Consider the following 18,084-nt stretch of genomic DNA (forward strand, 5'->3'; position numbering starts at 1 on the left):
CAGCGAGCAATCGGGGGTCCGGCGCGTGAACCCTGCGTCCGGCCACGCGTGTCCCCAACACCGCCGCTGGATCGCGGTTTGCCCCCGCGCGGGGTGGCCGATTAAGCTGCCAACCTTGGGTCGCGTTGCCGTTGTCCGTGCGTCCTCGACGAGTGCCTGATGTCTGTCCACGAGCCTGATTTCGCCCGATTTACCGAGTTGGCCCGCGGCGCGCGGCTGGTGCCTGTCTTTCGCCGGCTACTGAGCGACACGCTCACGCCGGTGTCGGCGTTTGCCAAGCTCGACGACGGAACCTCGAGCGGCTGCCTGTTCGAAAGCGTCGTCGGCGGCGAACGCGTGGGCCGGTACAGCTTTTTGACCGCGGCGCCGTTTCTCGAGATCGAGGCCTACGACCGCCGCGTCGTCGTCCGCGAGGGCGGGCGCGTCGAAGAGTTCACGGCCGACAATCCGCTCGACGAGCTGCGCCGCAAGGTCGAGGCCTATCCGGCCGCCCACCTGCCCGAGCTACCCCCGTTTGTCAGCGGGGCCGTCGGCTATGCCGGCTACGACACCGTGCGTTACGTCGAGCGGCTGCCCCACGCCCCGGCCGACGATCGGCACGTGCCCGACATGGCCTTTGCCTTTTACGACCACATGGTGATCTTCGACAACGTCAACAAGACGTTGATCGTCGTGGCCATGGCCCGGCTCGACGCGGCCGGCGATCTGCGGGCAGCCTACGACGACGCGGCCCGGCGGGTCGACGAGCTCGTGGCCCGGCTGCACTCGCCCGGCGCACCGCTGGTCGAGGCCGACATCGCCGTGAGCGGCGCGCCGCAGATCGCCTACGAGTCGAACTTTACCCGCGCGGGCTTCGAAGCGGCTGTGCGCAAGTGCGTCGAGTACATCCGCGCCGGCGACATCTTTCAGGTCGTGCTGGGCCAGCGGCTGAAGCTCGAAATCCATTCGCCGCCGTTCGAGATCTACCGCACGCTGCGGGTGGTGAACCCCAGCCCGTTCATGTTCTATCTGCGCACGCCCGGGGTGACGCTGGTGGGCAGCTCGCCGGAGGTAATGGTCCGCGTGTGGGACGGCGTGGTCACGGTCCGCCCGCTGGCCGGTACGCGGCCGCGCGGCGCCGATCCGGAGGAAGACCGGCGGCTGGCCGACGAGCTGCTGGCCGATGCCAAGGAACGGGCCGAGCACGTGATGCTCGTCGACCTGGGCCGCAACGACGTCGGCCGCGTGGCGCAGTTCGGCAGCGTGCGGCTGTCCGACGTGATGACCATCGAGCGCTACAGCCACGTGATGCACATCTCGTCGAACGTCGACGGCCGGCTGCGGCCCGAGCTGTCGGCCTTCGACGCCCTGGCCGCGTGCCTGCCGGCCGGCACCGTGTCGGGCGCTCCCAAGGTGCGGGCCATGGAGATCATCGACGAGCTCGAGCCGCATCGCCGCGGGCCCTATGCGGGGGCCGTGGGCTATTTCGACTTCTGCGGCAACATGGACACGTGCATCGCGCTGCGGACGCTCGTGATCCAGGACCACACGGCCTACGTCCAGGTCTCGGCCGGCATCGTGGCCGACAGCGACCCGGCCGCCGAATACCAGGAAACGCTCAACAAGGCCAAGGCGCTGCTCCGGTCGATCGAGATCACCGAAGCCCGGGCAGGGTAGCTCGACGCAACCGCGAGCTTGCGTTCACTCCTGTTGCTCCTCTGCTTCATCTTTGTTGTCTTCGTCGTCACGCGGCACCCACTCGGAGCCCTCCGCGGCGAGTTTCTCCCACGTCTCGATGTGGCGGCGCAGCTCCGGGTGCTGGCGGCCTATTTCAACCAGCGCCGCCCTGGCTTCGGGGTCGAACGGAATCGGCCTTAGGCCGAGCGACTCCTCCCATACCTCGCCAAGCAGCGATCGCGGCTCCTCCACCGTGTGATCGATCTCGCATTGCGTGATATAGAGCCCAAAGTCTTTTTCCCTTCTAAAAAATCTGCCGAAGTCCGTCAGCTGTTCACGAAAATGCGAATACATTTCTGTCATGAGTGGTCGCAAGTCGATTGGTTCTGACAAATGCCCGATGTTCCATGTCACGGCGCGGAGTAACTTCGCGTCTGGCCCGAGCTCGAGGTCTAGCGACTGCACGTCCCAATGGTTGACGGAAGCGTTGTTGCTCGCGACGACCGCGATGCCTTGGACTCCTGTTGCGCTGCCTGCAAGGAAGCTACCAGGACTTTCCATCCAGCCGACAGCGTCTTTGGTGATGTCTCTGCCCACCATGCCCAGGTCGAGCGCAGCAAACCAGTTGTTCTCCTGGTCCGGAGAATCAAGCAGGTTGCCTTGGAGAAGCTTCCATCGAGTCCTTTCCGATCGGTAAAAATCGGTCCTCAGTGAACCATACGTAATCACCCGATGATTGCCGCAATTGCGAATGAGCCATCGATCGCATGGGATGAATGCCGACTTGCTCGAGCACCAGGGCGCTGGGCTGGTACCGGACCCACCCGTTGAGATGAATTGTGGATGCTTTCGAACCCTTGGGCCGCCGACAGCGCAGTGCGGCGGTTTGCGCGGGCCGTGTTTCAAGGCGAACGCGATCAGCGAAAAACACAAGTCGCGTGCAAGTTCGGCCTCAAAGGGCAAGCGTCCTTGTAAGCCATAGCGTGGGATGGTGAGCGGCAGTTTCGCCTGGCGATCGATGACGGCGATGTCCGTGGGATTGAGGTGAAGTGTCTCGCTTATGATCGCACGGGACCAAGGTAGATTGCTGTTTTCGTCAGGGCGACGAATGTGCATCCCATTGCAGATCAACATTGCGTCTAGGCTAAACGTCCAAGCAATGCGGTCGTAATCGGGGTGCTTGACTTCGTTCCATGCCGCCGGTAACTCGTCGCTCTTGCCAGGTATTTGTTCGCCAGGCATTTGTGTTGCTTGATCAAGAGTCTCTGTCGCCCCTCCTAGGTGGTGCACACGCTGAACCACGCTCGGCCATTGCCAGCAATACCAGTCGGCTTTGCGGCGAGAACTAACTCCACGGCTTATCGCATCCTCAACGGCGCTGGCAGGTGATTTGACCGCGATCACCGTACCGATGGGGCATTGCTCGTTCATGGGCAATCGCTCGATCTCGATCAGCCGGCTCGACTTGGTTGCGGTCAGGCGGAACCCGCCGCCCGGGTCGTTCACGTGCCGGGTCTGGAGCGTGAACGTGTCGCCTAGCAGGAAGGTGGCAAACGCGCCGATGCCGAACCGGCCGGAACGCGTGACCTTGCTGCGGCCTTGCTCGTCGGTGAATTCCCGGGCCCACGCATCGCTGTTGCGGAACGACGCCCCGGCCCTCAGGAAGTAGTTGGCAATCGTGTCGGCCGTCATGCCGATGCCGCGGTCGGTGACGCGGACGGTCAATTCCGCGTCCGTCTCCTCGATGTATTCGACCAGGACATCGCAATCCTGCTCGGCGAGCGCGAGCGATTCGAAGGCGACGCCGTGCTTCTCGCACCAGGCGTGCAGCTCCAGTACGGCGTCGACGCCGTTTTGTATCAATTCCCGAATGCCGACGCTGGGCTCGTCGCCGTAGAGCGGCTTGACGAGCAGCGCCAGCAGGTTCGGATCGGCCGTGAAACCCGTCGGCTCGGGCACATACGGCAAGTGGCTACGGTACACCGGGTCGTTCAAGTTCGACGTGACCCGGCGGATCTTCAGAGCTAAGCGGTCGAGTTTGAGATCGGAGCGCGCGCCATAAGCCTCGCTCAGTACGGCCGTCGAATGATCGATCTCGCGCTGCAAGTCGTCGAACAGCTCGCGGAGTTGCAAGTAGATTTCCAGCGGAATGTCCGCATTAACCTCGACCATCAGGGCGCGGGGGTCATCTCCTGTCTGCACCGATGATACCGCGGCGTGTTTGGCCCACTCCCGGACACTGATCGGGCTTTGAGGGTCGCGTAGCAGCAGCAAGACGTTGGGTGCGCGGTCGCGTTCGAGCTGCAGGTAGTCGGCCACTCGAAGCAAGGCCATTGGAAACAGGACAGCCGTGCTGCGCGGGCGCGGAGTGCCACGATAGTGCTTGTCGAGATACGCCTTGCACACGCGCAGCGACATGCCGTGCGAACGTGCCGTCAGGCCGATGAGATCGGCCAATTCGCCCAGGGCGATTCTCCCTGCCAGCCCCGGCACCTCGGCTTCTGCGCCCGGGAATCCGTAGAGGGCAAACTCGTGCGCCATCCGTGCATGATGCCGGCGGATGAACTCGCCGACGATGAGTTTGTGGTTGTCGTCCCAGTTGCCGGCTGGAGCAAGAGTTTCAAACCGCCAGCCCGATTCGACCTGGGCTGTCCCGATGATGTTCGCCAGCTTCACCTCGCTGAATCGCCGGGCTTCGCGCTGATAATCTTCCCATAGCTCGGGCCAGGGCCGATCCTTGGCGTGGCCTTCCTGCTCGCTGTCGAACCAGCGCAGCGGCTTGAACGGGGAATCTTGGGAGACCAGCTCCAGGAAGCCCTTCTTGGTCAGGTGCATGCCCAGATCGTGCAGCAGGGTCGCCCCGACGATCACGGCCGCATCCGCCGCGGTGAGCACGTCGTCGTCCCACACCCGCTGTTCGATCAGTTTGACCTGCGTCTGCAAGACGCGGTTGATGTGGTTGAGGCCATGATCCGTATAGTCGGGAAAGAACTGCAGCTTGTTGTCGCTGAGGATGTCACCGATCTGCCGCGCGTATTCGTGGATCGGGGAAGAGAAATCGCTGCCACGGAGGAGACTTTCCAACTGTTCCGGGATGACCACCCGGGTATCGGTACCGTTGCCCATAAGTCGCGCGCTATCAAAGGTTTTCAAGACAGGAAGCTGATACATCGAATTCTTAATGTAACGCCCTCAAACGCGGGGGTGGGAGTGGGTGATTGCGGCTTTGCAGGCATCGATCGCGATGCCGCCGCCCGCGACGTTTTGTCTCGGGCCGATTCGCTGCTTGGCACCGGGCGTGCCCGTCGATGCGCTGTACTGGGGAGACAGGGTTGGGTGGCCCCTGCGGCTGCCGCCCTGAAAGGCAAGCGCCTGACGGTTCAGGAGGAACCAGGAGGTGTGCCATGACACGCGCGATTCACTTACTGATGATGGTGATGCTGTGCGTGTGTTTGACCGGATGTTGCGCGTGGGATAGCTGCCGCGACGTGTTCTGCTGTGGATCGAGTTGTGCCGCGCCCGCGGTGCAACCGCCCTGCGCGGCCTGTCCGACGCCCGGCATGATGCCGTGACGCAAGAACGGCACGCTTCGACGCCGGCCGACTGCCGGCGGTGATGTCGAGCGAAAAGGCCCTCGTGAGCGGTGTGCACGGTGTGCCGCCGCTCATGGGGGCATCGGCGTCAGCGACGGCAACGCTGCCATCGTCGGCCGAGCGGCTACAATGGGCCCGCACGCCGCGTGGCGTATCGCGCCGCGGCGGTGCGGCATCTGCCCGTGCTTCTTGACCGCTTGTGGTTTCCATGCGCATCGACGCTCTCGATCTGTATCACGTCGCCGTGCCGCTTGTGCGCCCGTGGCGCACGGCCTACGGCGAAGACGCGGTGGTCGAAAGTGTGCTGGTGCGCATGACCAGCGGCGGCGCCGTGGGCTGGGGCGAGTCGTGCCCTTTGGCCGCGCCCTGCTACAGCCCCGAGTGGGCTGGCGGGGTATTTGCCTGCGCGCGCGATTGGCTCGCGCCGGCCGTCGTCGGCCAGTGGATTGAGTCGGGCGACGAGCTGCAGCAGCGGCTCGCGCATTTCAAAGGCAACCCGTTCGCCAAGGCGGCCCTCGACACGGCCTGGTGGGTCCTGGCCGCCGAGCGCGCCGGGCGGCCGCTCTATCAATACCTCGGGGCGACGCGCGAACGGGCCGCCGTGGGCGCCGATTTTGGAGTGCTCGACTCGATCGACGAGCTGCTCGCCGCGGTCGGCCGGGCGGTCGCGGCGGGCTTTCCGCGGATCAAGCTCAAGTTCCGCCCCGGCTGGGACCTGACGATGTTGCGGGCCGTGCGCCAGGAGTTTCCCACGCAGACGATCCACATCGATTGCAACGCGGCCTACACGATCGAACATTCGGACCTGTTCTGCCGGCTCGACGATTTTCATCTGGCCATGATCGAGCAGCCGCTGGCGGCCGACGATCTGGTCGACCATGCCCGCTTGCAGTCGATTCTCCGCACGCCGATCTGCCTCGACGAGAGCATCACGTCGCTCGCTCGGGCCGAGACGGCGCTCGACTTGGGGAGTTGCCGGTATGTGAACATCAAACCGGGTCGCGTGGGCGGGGTGACCGTAGCGCGGCAGATTCACGATCTGTGCCGCGAGCGCGAAGTGCCGTGCTGGATCGGCGGGATGCTGGAGACGGCCGTCGGCGTGCGGATCTGCGCGGCGCTGGCGATGCTCGACGGCTGCACCTACCCGGCCGACATTTTCGCGTCGTCGACCTATTACGCCGACGATCTGGGCCGGCCGGCGGTCGAATTGACTCGGCTGGCCGACGGCACTCCGGCCATCGAGCCGCTTGCGGCACCGGGCATCGGCACCGCGCCAGACCTGGGTCGCCTGGCGCAATATGTGCGAGGCGAGGCCCATCTGCAGGCGTGATCGGCGCCGGGCGCTGCCGGACGAAACCTGCCCGCGAATCGCGCGTGGCCGCTGACGAACGCGCGCCGCGCGGCTAGAGTAGCGGGCCGAGATTACTTGCCGCGGTTGACTGGTGCCGTTACGTCGGCGCACGCCGCCGCGGATTCGACCAATTGGGAGGCTGCTGCCTGTGATCCACGTCTTAGCCACGATCGAGCTGAATCCCGGCGTCCGTGCCCAGTTTCTCGACGAGTTTCGCCGGCTGGTGCCGTCGGTGCTGGCCGAAGAAGGCTGCATCGAGTACGGTCCCGCCATCGAAATCGCCACGAGCATTCCCGGCACGCCGCCCCCGCGCGACGACGTGGTGATGGTGGTCGAAAAGTGGGCCACGATCGCGGCGCTCGAGGCGCACCTGGTGGCCCCCCACATGAACGATTATCGGGGCCAGGTGAAATCGCTGGTCAAGGCGACCCGGTTGCAAGTGCTCGAATCGGCCGAGTAGTCTGAAGGCCATGCGAGAGCTGCTGGAAATCCTCGTCGATCGCCTGGCGACCGGGCGGCCGCTGGCCTGTTGCCGCCTGGTCGAAACGCGCGGCTCGACCCCGCAAAAGGCCGGCGCGATGATGCTCGTCTTTCCCGACGGCGCGCAGGCCGGCACGCTTGGCGGAGGCTGCGTCGAGGCCGAGGTCAAACGCCGTGCCCTGGGCATCCTCGCCGGCGGTCGGGCCGAGGTGATCACCTTCATGCTCGACAGCGATTATGGCTGGGACGACGGGCTGATCTGCGGCGGGCGGATGAAGGTGTTGGTCGAGCCCCTGGCCGACGAAGCGGCGCGAAGCTATTACACGCGGCTGCACGCGATGATCGCGGCCGGGCAGGGGTGCGTCGAGGCCCTGGTGTTCGACGCGGAAAAAAGCGGTCTGGCTATTCCCGCGGCCTACCTGTTCGACGCGGCCCAGCAGCTCGTGGCCTGCTGCGGACAGGCCGCGCCCGATTCCGTGCCCGAGGTGCTCCGCGAAAACCTGCCCGACCTGGCCGACCGGCCGCGTCCGCAAGCCGCCGCGGGCATTGCCTACCTGGCCAACCTCTCGCGTTGCCGGCTGGTGATCGTCGGCGCGGGGCACGTCGGCCAGGCCGTGGCGAACATGGCGGCCGACGTGGATTTCGACGTCTGGGCCGTCGACGATCGCGGCGAGTTCGCTTCGGCGGAGCGGTTTCCACGGGCCGAGCGACTCGTGGTCGGGCCGATCGAACGCGTGTTGGAAGAAATCGAGATCACGCCCGATACGTATTGCCTGATCGTGACGCGGGGCCACAACCACGACAAAGAAGCGCTCTATCACCTGGCCGAGCGCGGGGCGCGCTACGTGGGGATGATCGGCAGCCGGCGCAAGATCAAGCTGATCTTCGACGACTTGTTGAACGAGGGCGTCTCGGCCGAGGCCTTGGCGCGGGTCTTCGCGCCGGTGGGGATCGACATCGGGTCGCAGACCGTACCGGAAATCGCCGTGAGCATCGTGGCCGAACTGATCGCCCATCGCAATCGCGGCGTCGTGCCCGGCCGGATGCCGGCGGTGCCGGTGGTCGAAGCGTCGTGAATCGTCCGGCGCAATGCTGTGCCGTGATGCCCGCGGCCGGTTTGAGCCAGCGCATGGGCCGGCCCAAGTTGTTATTGCCCTGGGCCGGGCGGACGGTGCTCGAACAGTCGATTGCCAATTTTCGCGACGCGGCGATCGACCACGTGCTGGTCGTGCTGCGACACGGTGGACCGGACGAATTGGCCGCCGCGGCAACGCGCGCCGGGGCCTACGTCGTCTGGGCCGAGGGGCCCGAGGATATGAAGGCCTCGCTCCTGGTAGGTTTGGGCCGGGCATGTGAACTGCTGCAGCCGGGACCGAGCGACGCGTGGCTGGTGTCGCCGGCCGATTTGCCGGCGCTCGATCCGCGCGTGATTCGGCAGGTGGTAGCCGCCTACGATCCACGGCGGCCACGGTGCGTTGTGCCGCGGTACGGGGCGCGGCGCGGCCATCCGGTCTTGCTGCCTTGGTCGCTGGCCGAGGCCGTACGAAGGCTGCCTCCCGAAGCCGGGCTCGATACGGTGGTCAAGTCGGCCGACACCACGGATGTGCTGCTGGTCGATACGGTCCCCCCGCGGGATCTCGACACGCCTGACGACTATCGCCGTGCACAGGAAACGCTGCTGCAGGAGTAAATTCTCGCGCCGCGGCCTGCCGATTGGCAGCCGCGCGCTGCGGCGCTAGACTCAAGGGGCAGCGCGACGATCGTTTCTCATCGGAACAGCAGGCCTTGAACAACGTCGAGACCGAACTCGACCCGGACGACGGCGGCGACGCTGGTCGATCTGTCGCGTGGCGCACGCGCCGCATCAATTTGATGTTGGCGATGCTCATGCTGTTGCTGTTGGTCGCGTGCCTGGTGGCTTGGATCGCTTTTCGCCCCGGGGTACCGAATCGTGGTTCCGTGGCCGACAAGCCGGTCGACGACAAGGCCAAGCAAGAAGCAGCCAAGCCAGATTTCGAGGTCAGCCGCCTGCAGACCCGGCCCAATTCGGTCGAGACGTTCGAACCGGCGCTCAAGGCGGGACATTGGACGAGCGCCACGCAGGAGGTGATCGCCAACCACTTCGACTATCAGGGCGAACTTGTCGTCGAGCCGGTACCGCTCCCCGGCGTGTCGGTCGACATCGGCCTGACGCGGCCGGCACTCATGCCCAAGGGCGTGCTCAAGCAGTTGGAGCTGTTGCTGTTCGTACCGCCTAGCATGCATTCGAATTTACAGGTGCGGCTCAATGCGGCGGCCAGCGGTCTTGCGGCCTTGTCCACCAGCCAGCCGCTGGCGCGGATGCCCGATTGGCAGTATTACCTGGTCGTGCTGGCGCGCAATCCCGATCGGCTGCGCTATCTGCGCGGGCTCTCGACCTTGCGGCCGCTGCAAGAGGAACTCGAGGTGAGCGGTGCCGCGACGTATCAATTGCGGTTCGTCGCCCCGCCGATGAAAAGTCCCTTGCCGCTGGCCTCGACGGCGCTGGCCTGGACGAACACGGCCGCGGTGCTTTGGGACGACGGCGACCCGGCGGCCTTGTCGCTCGAACAGCAGCAAGCGCTGATCGACTGGCTGCACTGGGGAGGCCAACTCGTCGCCTGCGGGCCGGGCACGATCGACAATCTTCGCGGCACGTTTCTCGACGCGTATCTGCCCGTCGATTCGACCGGAACCCTGGACCTGCGCCCCGAGCAGATCGCCCAACTGAACGAAACTTGGACGGTCGCACCGGCGCGGCCGCTGCAGGCAGACGGCCCGTGGCCGGTTCAGCAGTTCGCCCCACGGCCGGGTGCGCGAGTGCTTGCCGCCGTGGATGGCACGCCGCTGGTGGTCGACCGCCGAGCGGGGCGAGGACGCGTCGTGGCCGTCGCGTTCAGCTTGGGCCAGCGGGCGCTTACCGCGTGGCCCGACTTCGACCAGTTCCTGAGCGCCGCGGTCTTGGGTCGCCCGCCGCGTTCGTTCGAGTATGTCGAAGAATCAGAAGCGGTGGTTACGAATTGGTATCCCGACGATGCTTGGCGCGAAGAATGGGGCATCCACTCCCAGAGACTCGGGCCGCGCAGCGCGCTCGTGGCATCGAATGTGCGCCTGCTCACGCGCGACGCCTTTGGCCCGATCGGTTCGATGAATCTGCAATTCTTCAGCGAAGTCGGGGCCGGCTTGCCGCAACACGCGGCGATGCAGAGTCCCGGCGGGTGGAGCGACGATAGTGCCGCTGCCGTCGCGGCTCGCGACGTCCTGCTCCGGGCCTCGGGCTTGGATCTGCCCAGCGCTCGATTCGTGTTGGCCACGCTCGCGGCCTATACAATCGTGCTGGTCCCGCTGAATTGGGCCGTGTTCCGCGCATTGCGGCGCGTCGAATGGGCCTGGTTGGCGGTACCCATCATTACGCTGGCTGCCGCCGCGGCAGTCGTGCGTCTGGCACAGTTGAACATCGGTTTTGCGCGTTCGCTGGCCGAGCTGGACATCGTCGAACTGCAGCCCGACCATCCGCGGGCCCATGTGACCCGGTTTGCGGCGCTCTACACCTCGCTGGCCACTCGCTATTCGGCACAGTTCGCCGATCGGTCGGCGGTGGTGTTGCCATTTTCGGCGCGGTCCGCCGCCTCGCCTTCGCGCGGAGCGCATTCGTCCGCCTGGATTCGGCGCTCGCCCGAAGCCGAACTCGAAGGGTTCTACGTGGCGTCGAACTCACTGGGCTTGCTGCATAGCGAACAGTTCTGGGACGCCGGCGGCGCGCTGCACCTGGAGGAGAGCGCCGACGGCTGGCAAGTGAACAACGCGACGCAACTCGACCTCGATGCGGCGGCCTTGGTCGTGGGTACGCAAGTTTGCTGGATCGGCGAGTTGCCCGCGGGCAGCAAATTGGCCGTGCCGCAGTCTCGAGCGGGCTCGGCGACGCAAGCGATCGAGCAGTTCGACGGCTGGCTGGCCACGCACAGCCCGGTGATGGCATCGGGCCGGGCGCTGAGCGACCTGCTGCGGCAACTGGCGGTAAGCCCGCTGGGCACTACCGCGCGGTTGATTGGGCTGGCGCGCGCCGTGCCCGAGGGGATGACCATCGAGCCTCGGGCCGAGCAAGAGGAGCGATTGTCGGTGGTCGTGGCTCATCTGCGCTATGCGCCGTTCGCGCCGATGAAACGCGACGTCCAAACCTTGACGCAAGTGATCGACGCACACGACCTCGACCGGGATCTTTATGTCCCGCATTTGGAAGCAGCCGACGTCGAGGAAGAGAAAGAGCCATGATCGAGATCACCGGGTTTCGCAAGACCTATGGCCCGCTGGTGGCGGTCGATTCACTGCACCTGACAATCGGCGCCGGCCAGATGTTCGGATTCATCGGCCCGAATGGCGCCGGCAAGAGCACGACCATTCGCTTTCTGGCCACCTTGCTCAAGGCCGACGAGGGCGATGCCCGTGTGAACGGGTTCAGCGTCACCCATCAACCGCTCGACGTGCGTCGCAGCGTCGGGTACATGCCGGACAACTTCGGCGTCTATGACGGCATGAAAGTTTGGGAGTTCCTGGATTTCTTCGCCGTCGCCTACCAGATTCCCCGCGACCGGCGCAAGAAAGTGATCGCCGACGTCCTCGAGTTGCTCGATCTGACTTATAAACGCGACGATTTCGTCAATGGTCTGTCGCGCGGAATGAAGCAGCGGTTGTGCCTGGCCAAGACGCTCGTGCACGACCCGCCAGTGCTGATCCTCGACGAGCCGACCAGCGGGCTCGATCCAAGGGCCCGACTCGAGGTGAAGGCCTTGCTCAAAGAGCTGCGGCAGATGGGCAAGACGATCTTGATATCGAGCCACATCCTCACCGAGTTGGCCGACTGTTGCACGTCGATCGGTATCGTCGAGCGCGGCAAACTGCTGTTGCACGGCCCGATGGACGACGTCTATCGCCGGATCCGCCGGAACCGGGTCGTCGAAATCCGCGTGCTCGAGCGGCTCGACACGGCGCTGGCCGTCATCCGCAGCCGGCCCGAGACGCTCGACGTCGAGCAACTCGATCAGCGAATCACCGTCGAGCTGGCGGCCGACGACCAGCAACTGGCCGAACTGCTCGAACGGCTCCTGGCCGAGGGCGTACGGCTGCGCTCATTTGCCGAAAAGGAGCCTTCACTCGAAGACGTGTTCATGATGGTCACCAAGGGCCTTGTCGCCTGAGCCGATGGCTCACGGCCGCCCGTTTCTCTTGTGGGCAGGTGGTCTCGATGTATTTTCGCGAAAACCCCGTGTTGCAGCGCGAACTGTTGGTCAATCTGCGCACGAACCGCGCGTTCTTGCTGTTGCTGGGCTACCTCGTATTGTTGGGCGCGATCATCTACCTGGCCTGGCCGACCGGGCGGATCGACGTGACCGATCCGGCGCCGGCCAAGGCCCTGATCGCCACGTTTTTCGCCGGGCAGTACTTGCTGGCTTCGCTGATCGCGCCGAACTTTGCCGCCGGGTCGCTGACCGGCGAGAAAGAGCGACAGACCTATGAAATGCTGCTGTCGAGCCCGCTGCGGCCGACGGCTATCGTGCTGGGCAAGCTCATCGCGTCGTTGGCGCACGTGGCGATTCTGATCTTTGCTTCGCTGCCGATCGTGATGCTCTGCCTGCCGCTGGGCGGGACCTCGCTCTACGAGTTGGCCCTGGCCTACCTGGTCTTGTTTCTCTCGATTACGACGTTTGGCATGATCAGCCTCGCGGCCAGCAGCTATTTTCGCCGCACGGCGGCCTCACTCGTGGTCAGCTATCTGCTGATCTTGCCGATCTCGCTCTTGGGCGCGCTGGTGTTGGGGTTCGCGTTCCTGAGAGAGCTGAGCCTCTCCGCCGGTCAGCTCCTCGGCATGGGGCTGTGGATGACTTTCTTCGCCGGTGTCGTCTGTACGGTGTTGTTCCTGCTCACGGCGCGGCGGTTGCTGCATCCGCCCGACGTGGGCAGCGAAGGCCACGACGTGATCGACGAAGAGGCCGAGCGCGAACAGAGCGTGGGGCTGGTGATCCATCGCGACCGGTTTCCCGATTACCTCTTTGCGCCCCCCAAACGCACCGACTTGTTGGCCGATCACGCCAATCCGATGCTCGACAAGGAGATGCGCAGCGAGTTGTTCGCCCAGGGGACGTTGATGTTGCGGCTGGTCATCCAGATCGGCATGTTCCTGGCGATCCCGCTGATGGGCTGGTGTTTGTTCATCTCGCCGTACCTGGCGCCGTGGTATGCCAGTTACATCGTCGTGTTCAATATGCTCGTCGGGCCGGTGTTCGCGGCCGGCGCCATCACCAGTGAGCGCGAACGCCAGACCCTCGAACTGCTGCTCACGACGATCCTCTCGCCCGCCAAGATCCTGGCCGGCAAGCTGCTGGCCGGCCTGCGCGTCTCGACCGTGCTCACGGCGTTCGTCGTCTGGCCCTTGGTGCTGGCCGCGGCCATGGTGCCTGAACTGTGGGCCAACTGGCGGGCCTTGCTCGGCTACCTGGCCATCATCATCGTGACTTGCCTGACGACGGCCACGCTCGCTTTGTTTTGTTCGGTGCTGTTCCGCAAGACGTCGGTCAGCCTGATGACGTGTTATCTAGTGCTGTTGGCATTGTTCGCGGCGCCGATGGCGCTGCGCAGCCTGGTGACGGCTTTCGTCGATCGGCCCGGGTGGGTGGATGCCGTTGAATGGTCGGGCGTGATGAGCCCGTTTGCCGCCGCGTTTGCCGTGCCGCTCGAGGCCAGCGAAGTCTGGTTGGAGCAAGGCATGAAAACCCAGGCGCAACAGCGCGCGGGGAATTGGCCGCTGTATGCCGGCTTTATCGGCTTCTCGTTGGCGCTCGACGCGGGACTGCTGGCGACGATGAGCTGGTTCTTTCACCAGCGGTGGCGGGTGATCTACTGACCGGTCGGCGGTTCGCTGGCCTCGGCTGCTGAGGTTCGATCGCGGCCCGTTTGTTTGGCGCGGCGCAAGGCGCGATCGGCCCGTTCGATCGCCGTGGCCGGTTCGGCCGGTTCGCCCGGCGGCAGCCACACGTATCCGGCGCTGCAGGTGAGCGCCCGGCCAAGCGTCGCAGAGGTCGCTTGAGCGATGGCTTTGCGCAGTCGCTCAACCAGGGCGCCGGCCTGCGGCTGCGTGACCCCGGGGGCCGCCAAGGCAAATTCGTCGCCTCCGAGCCGCGCCACCAGATCGTTGGGCCGTACCTGGGCCAGCGCCCCGGCGGCCGCCTGCAACACGGTGTCGCCCCGGGGATGGCCGAGCGAGTCGTTCACCTGTTTGAACAGGTCGAGGTCGAAGAGCGCGACGCAGCAACCGCTGCCGATATGCTCGCACAAGCACCGGGGGAGTTGTTCGTTCCAGGTCCCCCGGTGCGCGAGGCCCGTCAGCGGGTCGCGCTGCGCGGCGGCCAGCCATTGAGCCGCCTGCCGGCGTTCGTGCCGTAGTTGGCGCCTGAGCATTGCGAGGCTTGTCAACAACCGCACGGTTCTGGTCAGCTCGTCGACGCCGGCCGCCGGCGGTAGGGCACAGTCGAAGCCCTCGGGAGCAGGCCCGGAGCCGATCCAGCAGGACGTCTCTGCCTTGGGCCTCGACGGGGGCATCGATCGGCCGTCGATCAACGCCACGTCGACCGATTGACCGGTTCCCGCGATGTCGAATTGCGGTTGCACCGCGAGCTGCCAGCCGCTGGCGGCCGCCTCCCATCGCGCGACCAGCTCCGCGTCGGCCGAAAGCAGCAGCACCGTGGGCATGTCGCGCGCGTCCATGTGGCCGATTATATGTCGAAATCGACGCTTCCTCGCGGCGTCGCAGGCCGGCCGGCGACCCGTGGACCAGACCGTCACCGCGTCAACTTGCAGCACTTCGTCGAGGTGTTAGAATCGCTCGCGAAGCGGCACCGGCAGCGGCTTGTTGGGTCGGGTCCACGAAGGGCCAGGGTGCCGGTTCCGGGGCGAACAGTCGTTCGCAGAATCGGGCACATCATGAGCATGGCTTCGATCGACCTGGGGACATTTCCAGAAACCTGGACCCGGCGTCACCTGCTCGATTTGGAACATCTCACCGCTGCCGAGATCAGCTTGATTCTCGACACGGCCGTGATGATGAAAGAGGCCGTGCTCGATCAGCAGGCCCAGGCTCCGGTACTGGCGGGCAAGACCTGCGCAAATCTGTTTTTCGAAAACTCGACGCGGACGCGCACGAGCTTTTCGCTGGCGGCCCGGCGGCTGGGTGCCTATACGATCGACTTCACCACCAGCGGCAGCAGCCTATCGAAGGGCGAGAGCTTCATCGACACGGCCAAGAACATCGAGGCGATGGGCGCCGACGTCGTCGTCGTGCGTCATTCGACCCCCGGCACGCCGCAATTGCTGGCCCATTCGCTGCACGCTGCCGTGGTCAACGCCGGCGACGGTGCACACGAGCATCCCACGCAGGGGCTGCTCGACATCCTGACCATTCGCGAGGCCCGGGGACGCGTCGAGGGCCTGACCGTGGCCCTGGTCGGCGACATTGCCCACAGCCGCACGGCCCGCTCGAACATCTGGGGCCTGCAAAAACTGGGGGCGCGCGTGATTCTATGCGGCCCCGCCACGCTGGTCTCCAAACAATGGGAAGAACTCGGCGTCGAGGTCTGCCACGATTTTGACCAGGTGCTCGAACGCTGTGACGTGGTCAACTTGCTGCGCATCCAGTTCGAACGCCAGGTGACGCGGCCGTTCCCCAGCGTGCGCGAATATGCGCTGCTCTACGCGATGACCAAGGAACGCCTGGCCCGGGCCAAGCCGGACATCGTGATTCTCGCGCCGGGGCCGATCAACCGGGGAGTCGAAGTCACGCCCGAGGTGGCCGATGGCCCGCACTCGGTGATTCTCGACCAGGTGCGCAATGGCCTGGCCGTGCGGATGGCCGTGTTGTGGCTTGTCACCGGGGTCCAGGGAGCCTAGTACGACGACCGCCATGCAGCCTGCTCCCAAAATCCTGATCCGCGGTGGTCGCGTCATCGATCCGTCGCAAGGGCTCGATCGCGTGACGAATGTGCTCTTGGCCGAAGGCAAAATCGTCGGCTACGACGTCTCGCCCAACGGCCAGGACGTGATCCTCGACGCGACCGACAAGATCGTCGCGCCGGGGCTGATCGACATGCACGTCCATTTGCGCGAGCCGGGCCGCGAAGAGGACGAGACGATCGCCACCGGGACCGCGGCCGCCGTGGCGGGGGGCTTCACGGCCGTGGCCTGCATTCCCAACACCGAACCGCCGATCGATACCCAGGCCACGGTCGAGTTCGTGCAGCATCAGGCAGCGCGGGCCGACAACTGTCACGTCTATATCGTCGCGTGCGTGAGCAAGAACCGCGAGGGCAAGGAGCTGGCCGAGATCGGGCAGCTCGTCCGCGCGGGCGCCATCGCTTTCAGCGACGACGGCGCGCCGGTCTACGACGCCGAATTGATGCGCCGGGCGTTCGAATACGCGCAAATGTTCGACAAGCCCATCTTGAACCACGCCGAAGTGCGCGAGTTGACGCACGGCGGCGTGATGCACGAGGGCCTGGTTTCGTTGATGTTGGGGCTGGCCGGCATGCCGGCGGCGGCCGAAGACGTCATGGTCAGCCGCGACATCGCCCTGGCCGAAGCCACGGGCGGGCGCATTCACGTCATGCACATCTCGACGGCCGGGGCGGTCGACATCGTCCGCCGCGCCAAACGCCGCGGCATCCGCGTGACGACCGAAATCTGTCCCCATCACTTCACGCTCACCGACCAGGCCCTGCGCTCGTTCGACTCGAACTTCAAGATGAGCCCTCCGTTGCGGACTCGCGCCGACGTCGATGCCTGCATCGAGGGGCTCAAGGACGGCACGATCGATTGCCTCGTGACGGATCACGCGCCGCACGCGCAAGAAAAGAAGATGCAGGAGCTCGATCGGGCCCCGTTCGGCATCGTGGGCCTGGAAACGGCCCTGGGGCTCGTGGCGACCTACCTGGTCGAGCCCGGCCATCTCGACTGGCCCGCGGCCATCGCCAAGCTGACGATCAACCCCGCCAGGGTGCTCGGCGTCGCCAAGGGCAGCCTGCAAATCGGTGCCGATGCGGACGTGACGATCATCGATCCCCAGGCGGAATGGATCGTCGATCCGCGCAAGTTCCGCTCGCGCAGCAAGAACACGCCCTATGCCGGCTGGGAACTGCGCGGTCGGGCCGAAACGACCATCGTCGCCGGCCGTATCAAATATCAAGCCGAACGGCTGTAGGCTCACACGGCCGGCCGCGGCACGGCGCGCGCTCGGACCGCAGAGGAGAACCGCCGCCGTGGCCTTGCTGATCGACGGCTACAACCTGCTGCACGCCTCGGGAATTCTGCCGCAGGGGCTCGGGCCGGCGACGCTCGAACGGTCGCGACAGGCCCTGTTGAACTTCCTGGCCAATTCGTTGCCCGCGCAAGAACTGCCCCGAACCACCGTGGTGTTCGATGCCCGCGAAGCCCCGCGCGGTCTGGCCCGGGAAGTGAAACACGCGGGCATCACGGTCAAATTCGCGGCGCCCGACGGCGACGCCGACCGGCTCATCGAGGAACTGATCCGCCGCGATTCTGCGCCGCGGCGGCTGACGGTCGTTTCGAGCGATCACCGCCTGCAGCGCGCCGCGCGTCGCCGCGGCGCCACGGCCGTCGACAGCGATGTGTGGTTCGTCGCCGCGCTGCGGGCCCGCGCGGCGCGCGGCCATCAAGCGCTGGGTGCGGCCGCAGCGGCGCCTCCGCAGCGATTGACGCCTGCCGAGGTGGCCTACTGGATGAGCGAGTTCTACGGGCGCGAATCGAGCGGCGCGTCACCCGCGGCCGATGCCCGCCCCCATCGCGCACCCGGCGAGGACGAGAAACCGACCGATGTGGCTAACGAAGAGCGAATATTTCCGCCCGGCTACGGCGAGGATTTGCTCGACGAATGAACGGCAGCCAGGGATAATCGCGGGACATTTGACGCCCTGCGACGGGTAT

At 65.6% G+C, this 18,084-nt stretch carries 14 protein-coding genes; 11 read left to right on the forward strand and 3 right to left on the reverse strand.

Annotation, left to right across the window (positions count from 1 at the left end; translation table 11 throughout):
• The first annotated feature begins 159 nt into the window (after positions 1–159).
• A complete protein-coding gene (trpE, locus tag K1X74_13555; GenBank protein MBX7167351.1) occupies positions 160–1,656 on the forward strand; it encodes an anthranilate synthase component I in 1,497 nt (498 codons plus the stop codon).
• A 24-nt stretch (positions 1,657–1,680) separates the two neighbouring features.
• Here trpE and K1X74_13560 read toward each other — a convergent pair whose 3' ends face one another.
• Positions 1,681–4,827 carry an ATP-binding protein gene (locus K1X74_13560; protein MBX7167352.1) on the reverse strand — a complete coding sequence of 1,049 codons (3,147 nt, stop codon included), beginning with the start codon at positions 4,825–4,827 and terminating at the stop codon, positions 1,681–1,683.
• A 247-nt stretch (positions 4,828–5,074) separates the two neighbouring features.
• A complete protein-coding gene (locus K1X74_13565; protein ID MBX7167353.1) occupies positions 5,075–5,242 on the reverse strand; it encodes a hypothetical protein in 168 nt (55 codons plus the stop codon).
• Positions 5,243–5,457: 215 nt separating this feature from the next.
• Here K1X74_13565 and menC point away from each other — a divergent pair, with 215 nt between their 5' ends.
• From menC to K1X74_13600, 7 genes are all read left to right on the forward strand, one after another.
• Complete coding sequence (gene menC / locus K1X74_13570) at positions 5,458–6,579, forward strand: o-succinylbenzoate synthase (protein MBX7167354.1); 1,122 nt, start codon at positions 5,458–5,460, stop codon at positions 6,577–6,579.
• 169 nt (positions 6,580–6,748) lie between these two features.
• Entirely contained in the window at positions 6,749–7,060 is a 312-nt protein-coding gene (locus K1X74_13575) for an antibiotic biosynthesis monooxygenase (GenBank protein ID MBX7167355.1), read from the forward strand.
• A gap of 10 nt (positions 7,061–7,070) precedes the next feature.
• On the forward strand, positions 7,071–8,156 hold the full coding sequence (locus tag K1X74_13580) for an XdhC family protein (protein MBX7167356.1): 1,086 nt from the start codon (positions 7,071–7,073) through the stop codon (positions 8,154–8,156).
• On the forward strand, positions 8,153–8,770 hold the full coding sequence (locus K1X74_13585) for a nucleotidyltransferase family protein (GenBank protein MBX7167357.1): 618 nt from the start codon (positions 8,153–8,155) through the stop codon (positions 8,768–8,770). The genes K1X74_13580 and K1X74_13585 overlap by 4 nt, the downstream gene beginning before the upstream one ends.
• Before the next feature lie 95 nt (positions 8,771–8,865).
• Complete coding sequence (locus tag K1X74_13590) at positions 8,866–11,370, forward strand: hypothetical protein (GenBank protein ID MBX7167358.1); 2,505 nt, start codon at positions 8,866–8,868, stop codon at positions 11,368–11,370.
• Complete coding sequence (locus K1X74_13595) at positions 11,367–12,293, forward strand: ABC transporter ATP-binding protein (GenBank protein ID MBX7167359.1); 927 nt, start codon at positions 11,367–11,369, stop codon at positions 12,291–12,293. Before K1X74_13590 ends, K1X74_13595 begins: the two co-directional genes overlap by 4 nt.
• Before the next feature lie 47 nt (positions 12,294–12,340).
• Positions 12,341–13,996: an ABC transporter permease subunit gene (locus tag K1X74_13600; GenBank protein ID MBX7167360.1), complete on the forward strand. Its 1,656-nt coding sequence runs from the start codon at positions 12,341–12,343 to the stop codon at positions 13,994–13,996.
• On the opposite strand, the gene K1X74_13605 is transcribed toward K1X74_13600, so the two are convergent.
• Positions 13,990–14,841: a GGDEF domain-containing protein gene (locus K1X74_13605; GenBank protein MBX7167361.1), complete on the reverse strand. Its 852-nt coding sequence runs from the start codon at positions 14,839–14,841 to the stop codon at positions 13,990–13,992. The two genes, K1X74_13600 and K1X74_13605, sit on opposite strands and share 7 nt — an antisense overlap.
• Positions 14,842–15,072: 231 nt before the next feature.
• Here K1X74_13605 and K1X74_13610 point away from each other — a divergent pair, with 231 nt between their 5' ends.
• From K1X74_13610 to K1X74_13620, 3 genes are read left to right on the forward strand one after another with little or no spacing between them, the layout of a single operon-like run.
• Positions 15,073–16,035 (forward strand): aspartate carbamoyltransferase catalytic subunit, encoded by a 963-nt coding sequence (locus K1X74_13610; GenBank protein ID MBX7167362.1) that lies wholly within the window; start codon positions 15,073–15,075, stop codon positions 16,033–16,035.
• Between the two features lie 13 nt (positions 16,036–16,048).
• Entirely contained in the window at positions 16,049–17,341 is a 1,293-nt protein-coding gene (locus K1X74_13615) for a dihydroorotase (GenBank protein ID MBX7167363.1), read from the forward strand.
• A gap of 58 nt (positions 17,342–17,399) precedes the next feature.
• Complete coding sequence (locus K1X74_13620; protein ID MBX7167364.1) at positions 17,400–18,035, forward strand: NYN domain-containing protein; 636 nt, start codon at positions 17,400–17,402, stop codon at positions 18,033–18,035.
• Positions 18,036–18,084 lie beyond the last annotated feature (49 nt).

Source organism: Pirellulales bacterium (assembly GCA_019694435.1).
Lineage (GTDB): Bacteria > Planctomycetota > Planctomycetia > Pirellulales > JAEUIK01 > JAIBBZ01.

What these genes read in the sequence shown, in the direction of transcription:
- K1X74_13580 (MBX7167356.1), top strand. Translation starts at nt 7,071, where the DNA reads ATGCGAGAGCTGCTGGAAATCCTCGTCGATCGCCTGGCGACCGGGCGG.
- K1X74_13560 (MBX7167352.1), bottom strand. Translation starts at nt 4,827, where the DNA reads ATGTATCAGCTTCCTGTCTTGAAAACCTTTGATAGCGCGCGACTTATG.
- K1X74_13600 (MBX7167360.1), top strand. Translation starts at nt 12,341, where the DNA reads ATGTATTTTCGCGAAAACCCCGTGTTGCAGCGCGAACTGTTGGTCAAT.
- K1X74_13605 (MBX7167361.1), bottom strand. Translation starts at nt 14,841, where the DNA reads ATGCCCACGGTGCTGCTGCTTTCGGCCGACGCGGAGCTGGTCGCGCGA.
- menC (MBX7167354.1), top strand. Translation starts at nt 5,458, where the DNA reads ATGCGCATCGACGCTCTCGATCTGTATCACGTCGCCGTGCCGCTTGTG.
- K1X74_13615 (MBX7167363.1), top strand. Translation starts at nt 16,049, where the DNA reads ATGCAGCCTGCTCCCAAAATCCTGATCCGCGGTGGTCGCGTCATCGAT.
- K1X74_13595 (MBX7167359.1), top strand. Translation starts at nt 11,367, where the DNA reads ATGATCGAGATCACCGGGTTTCGCAAGACCTATGGCCCGCTGGTGGCG.
- K1X74_13610 (MBX7167362.1), top strand. Translation starts at nt 15,073, where the DNA reads ATGAGCATGGCTTCGATCGACCTGGGGACATTTCCAGAAACCTGGACC.
- trpE (MBX7167351.1), top strand. Translation starts at nt 160, where the DNA reads ATGTCTGTCCACGAGCCTGATTTCGCCCGATTTACCGAGTTGGCCCGC.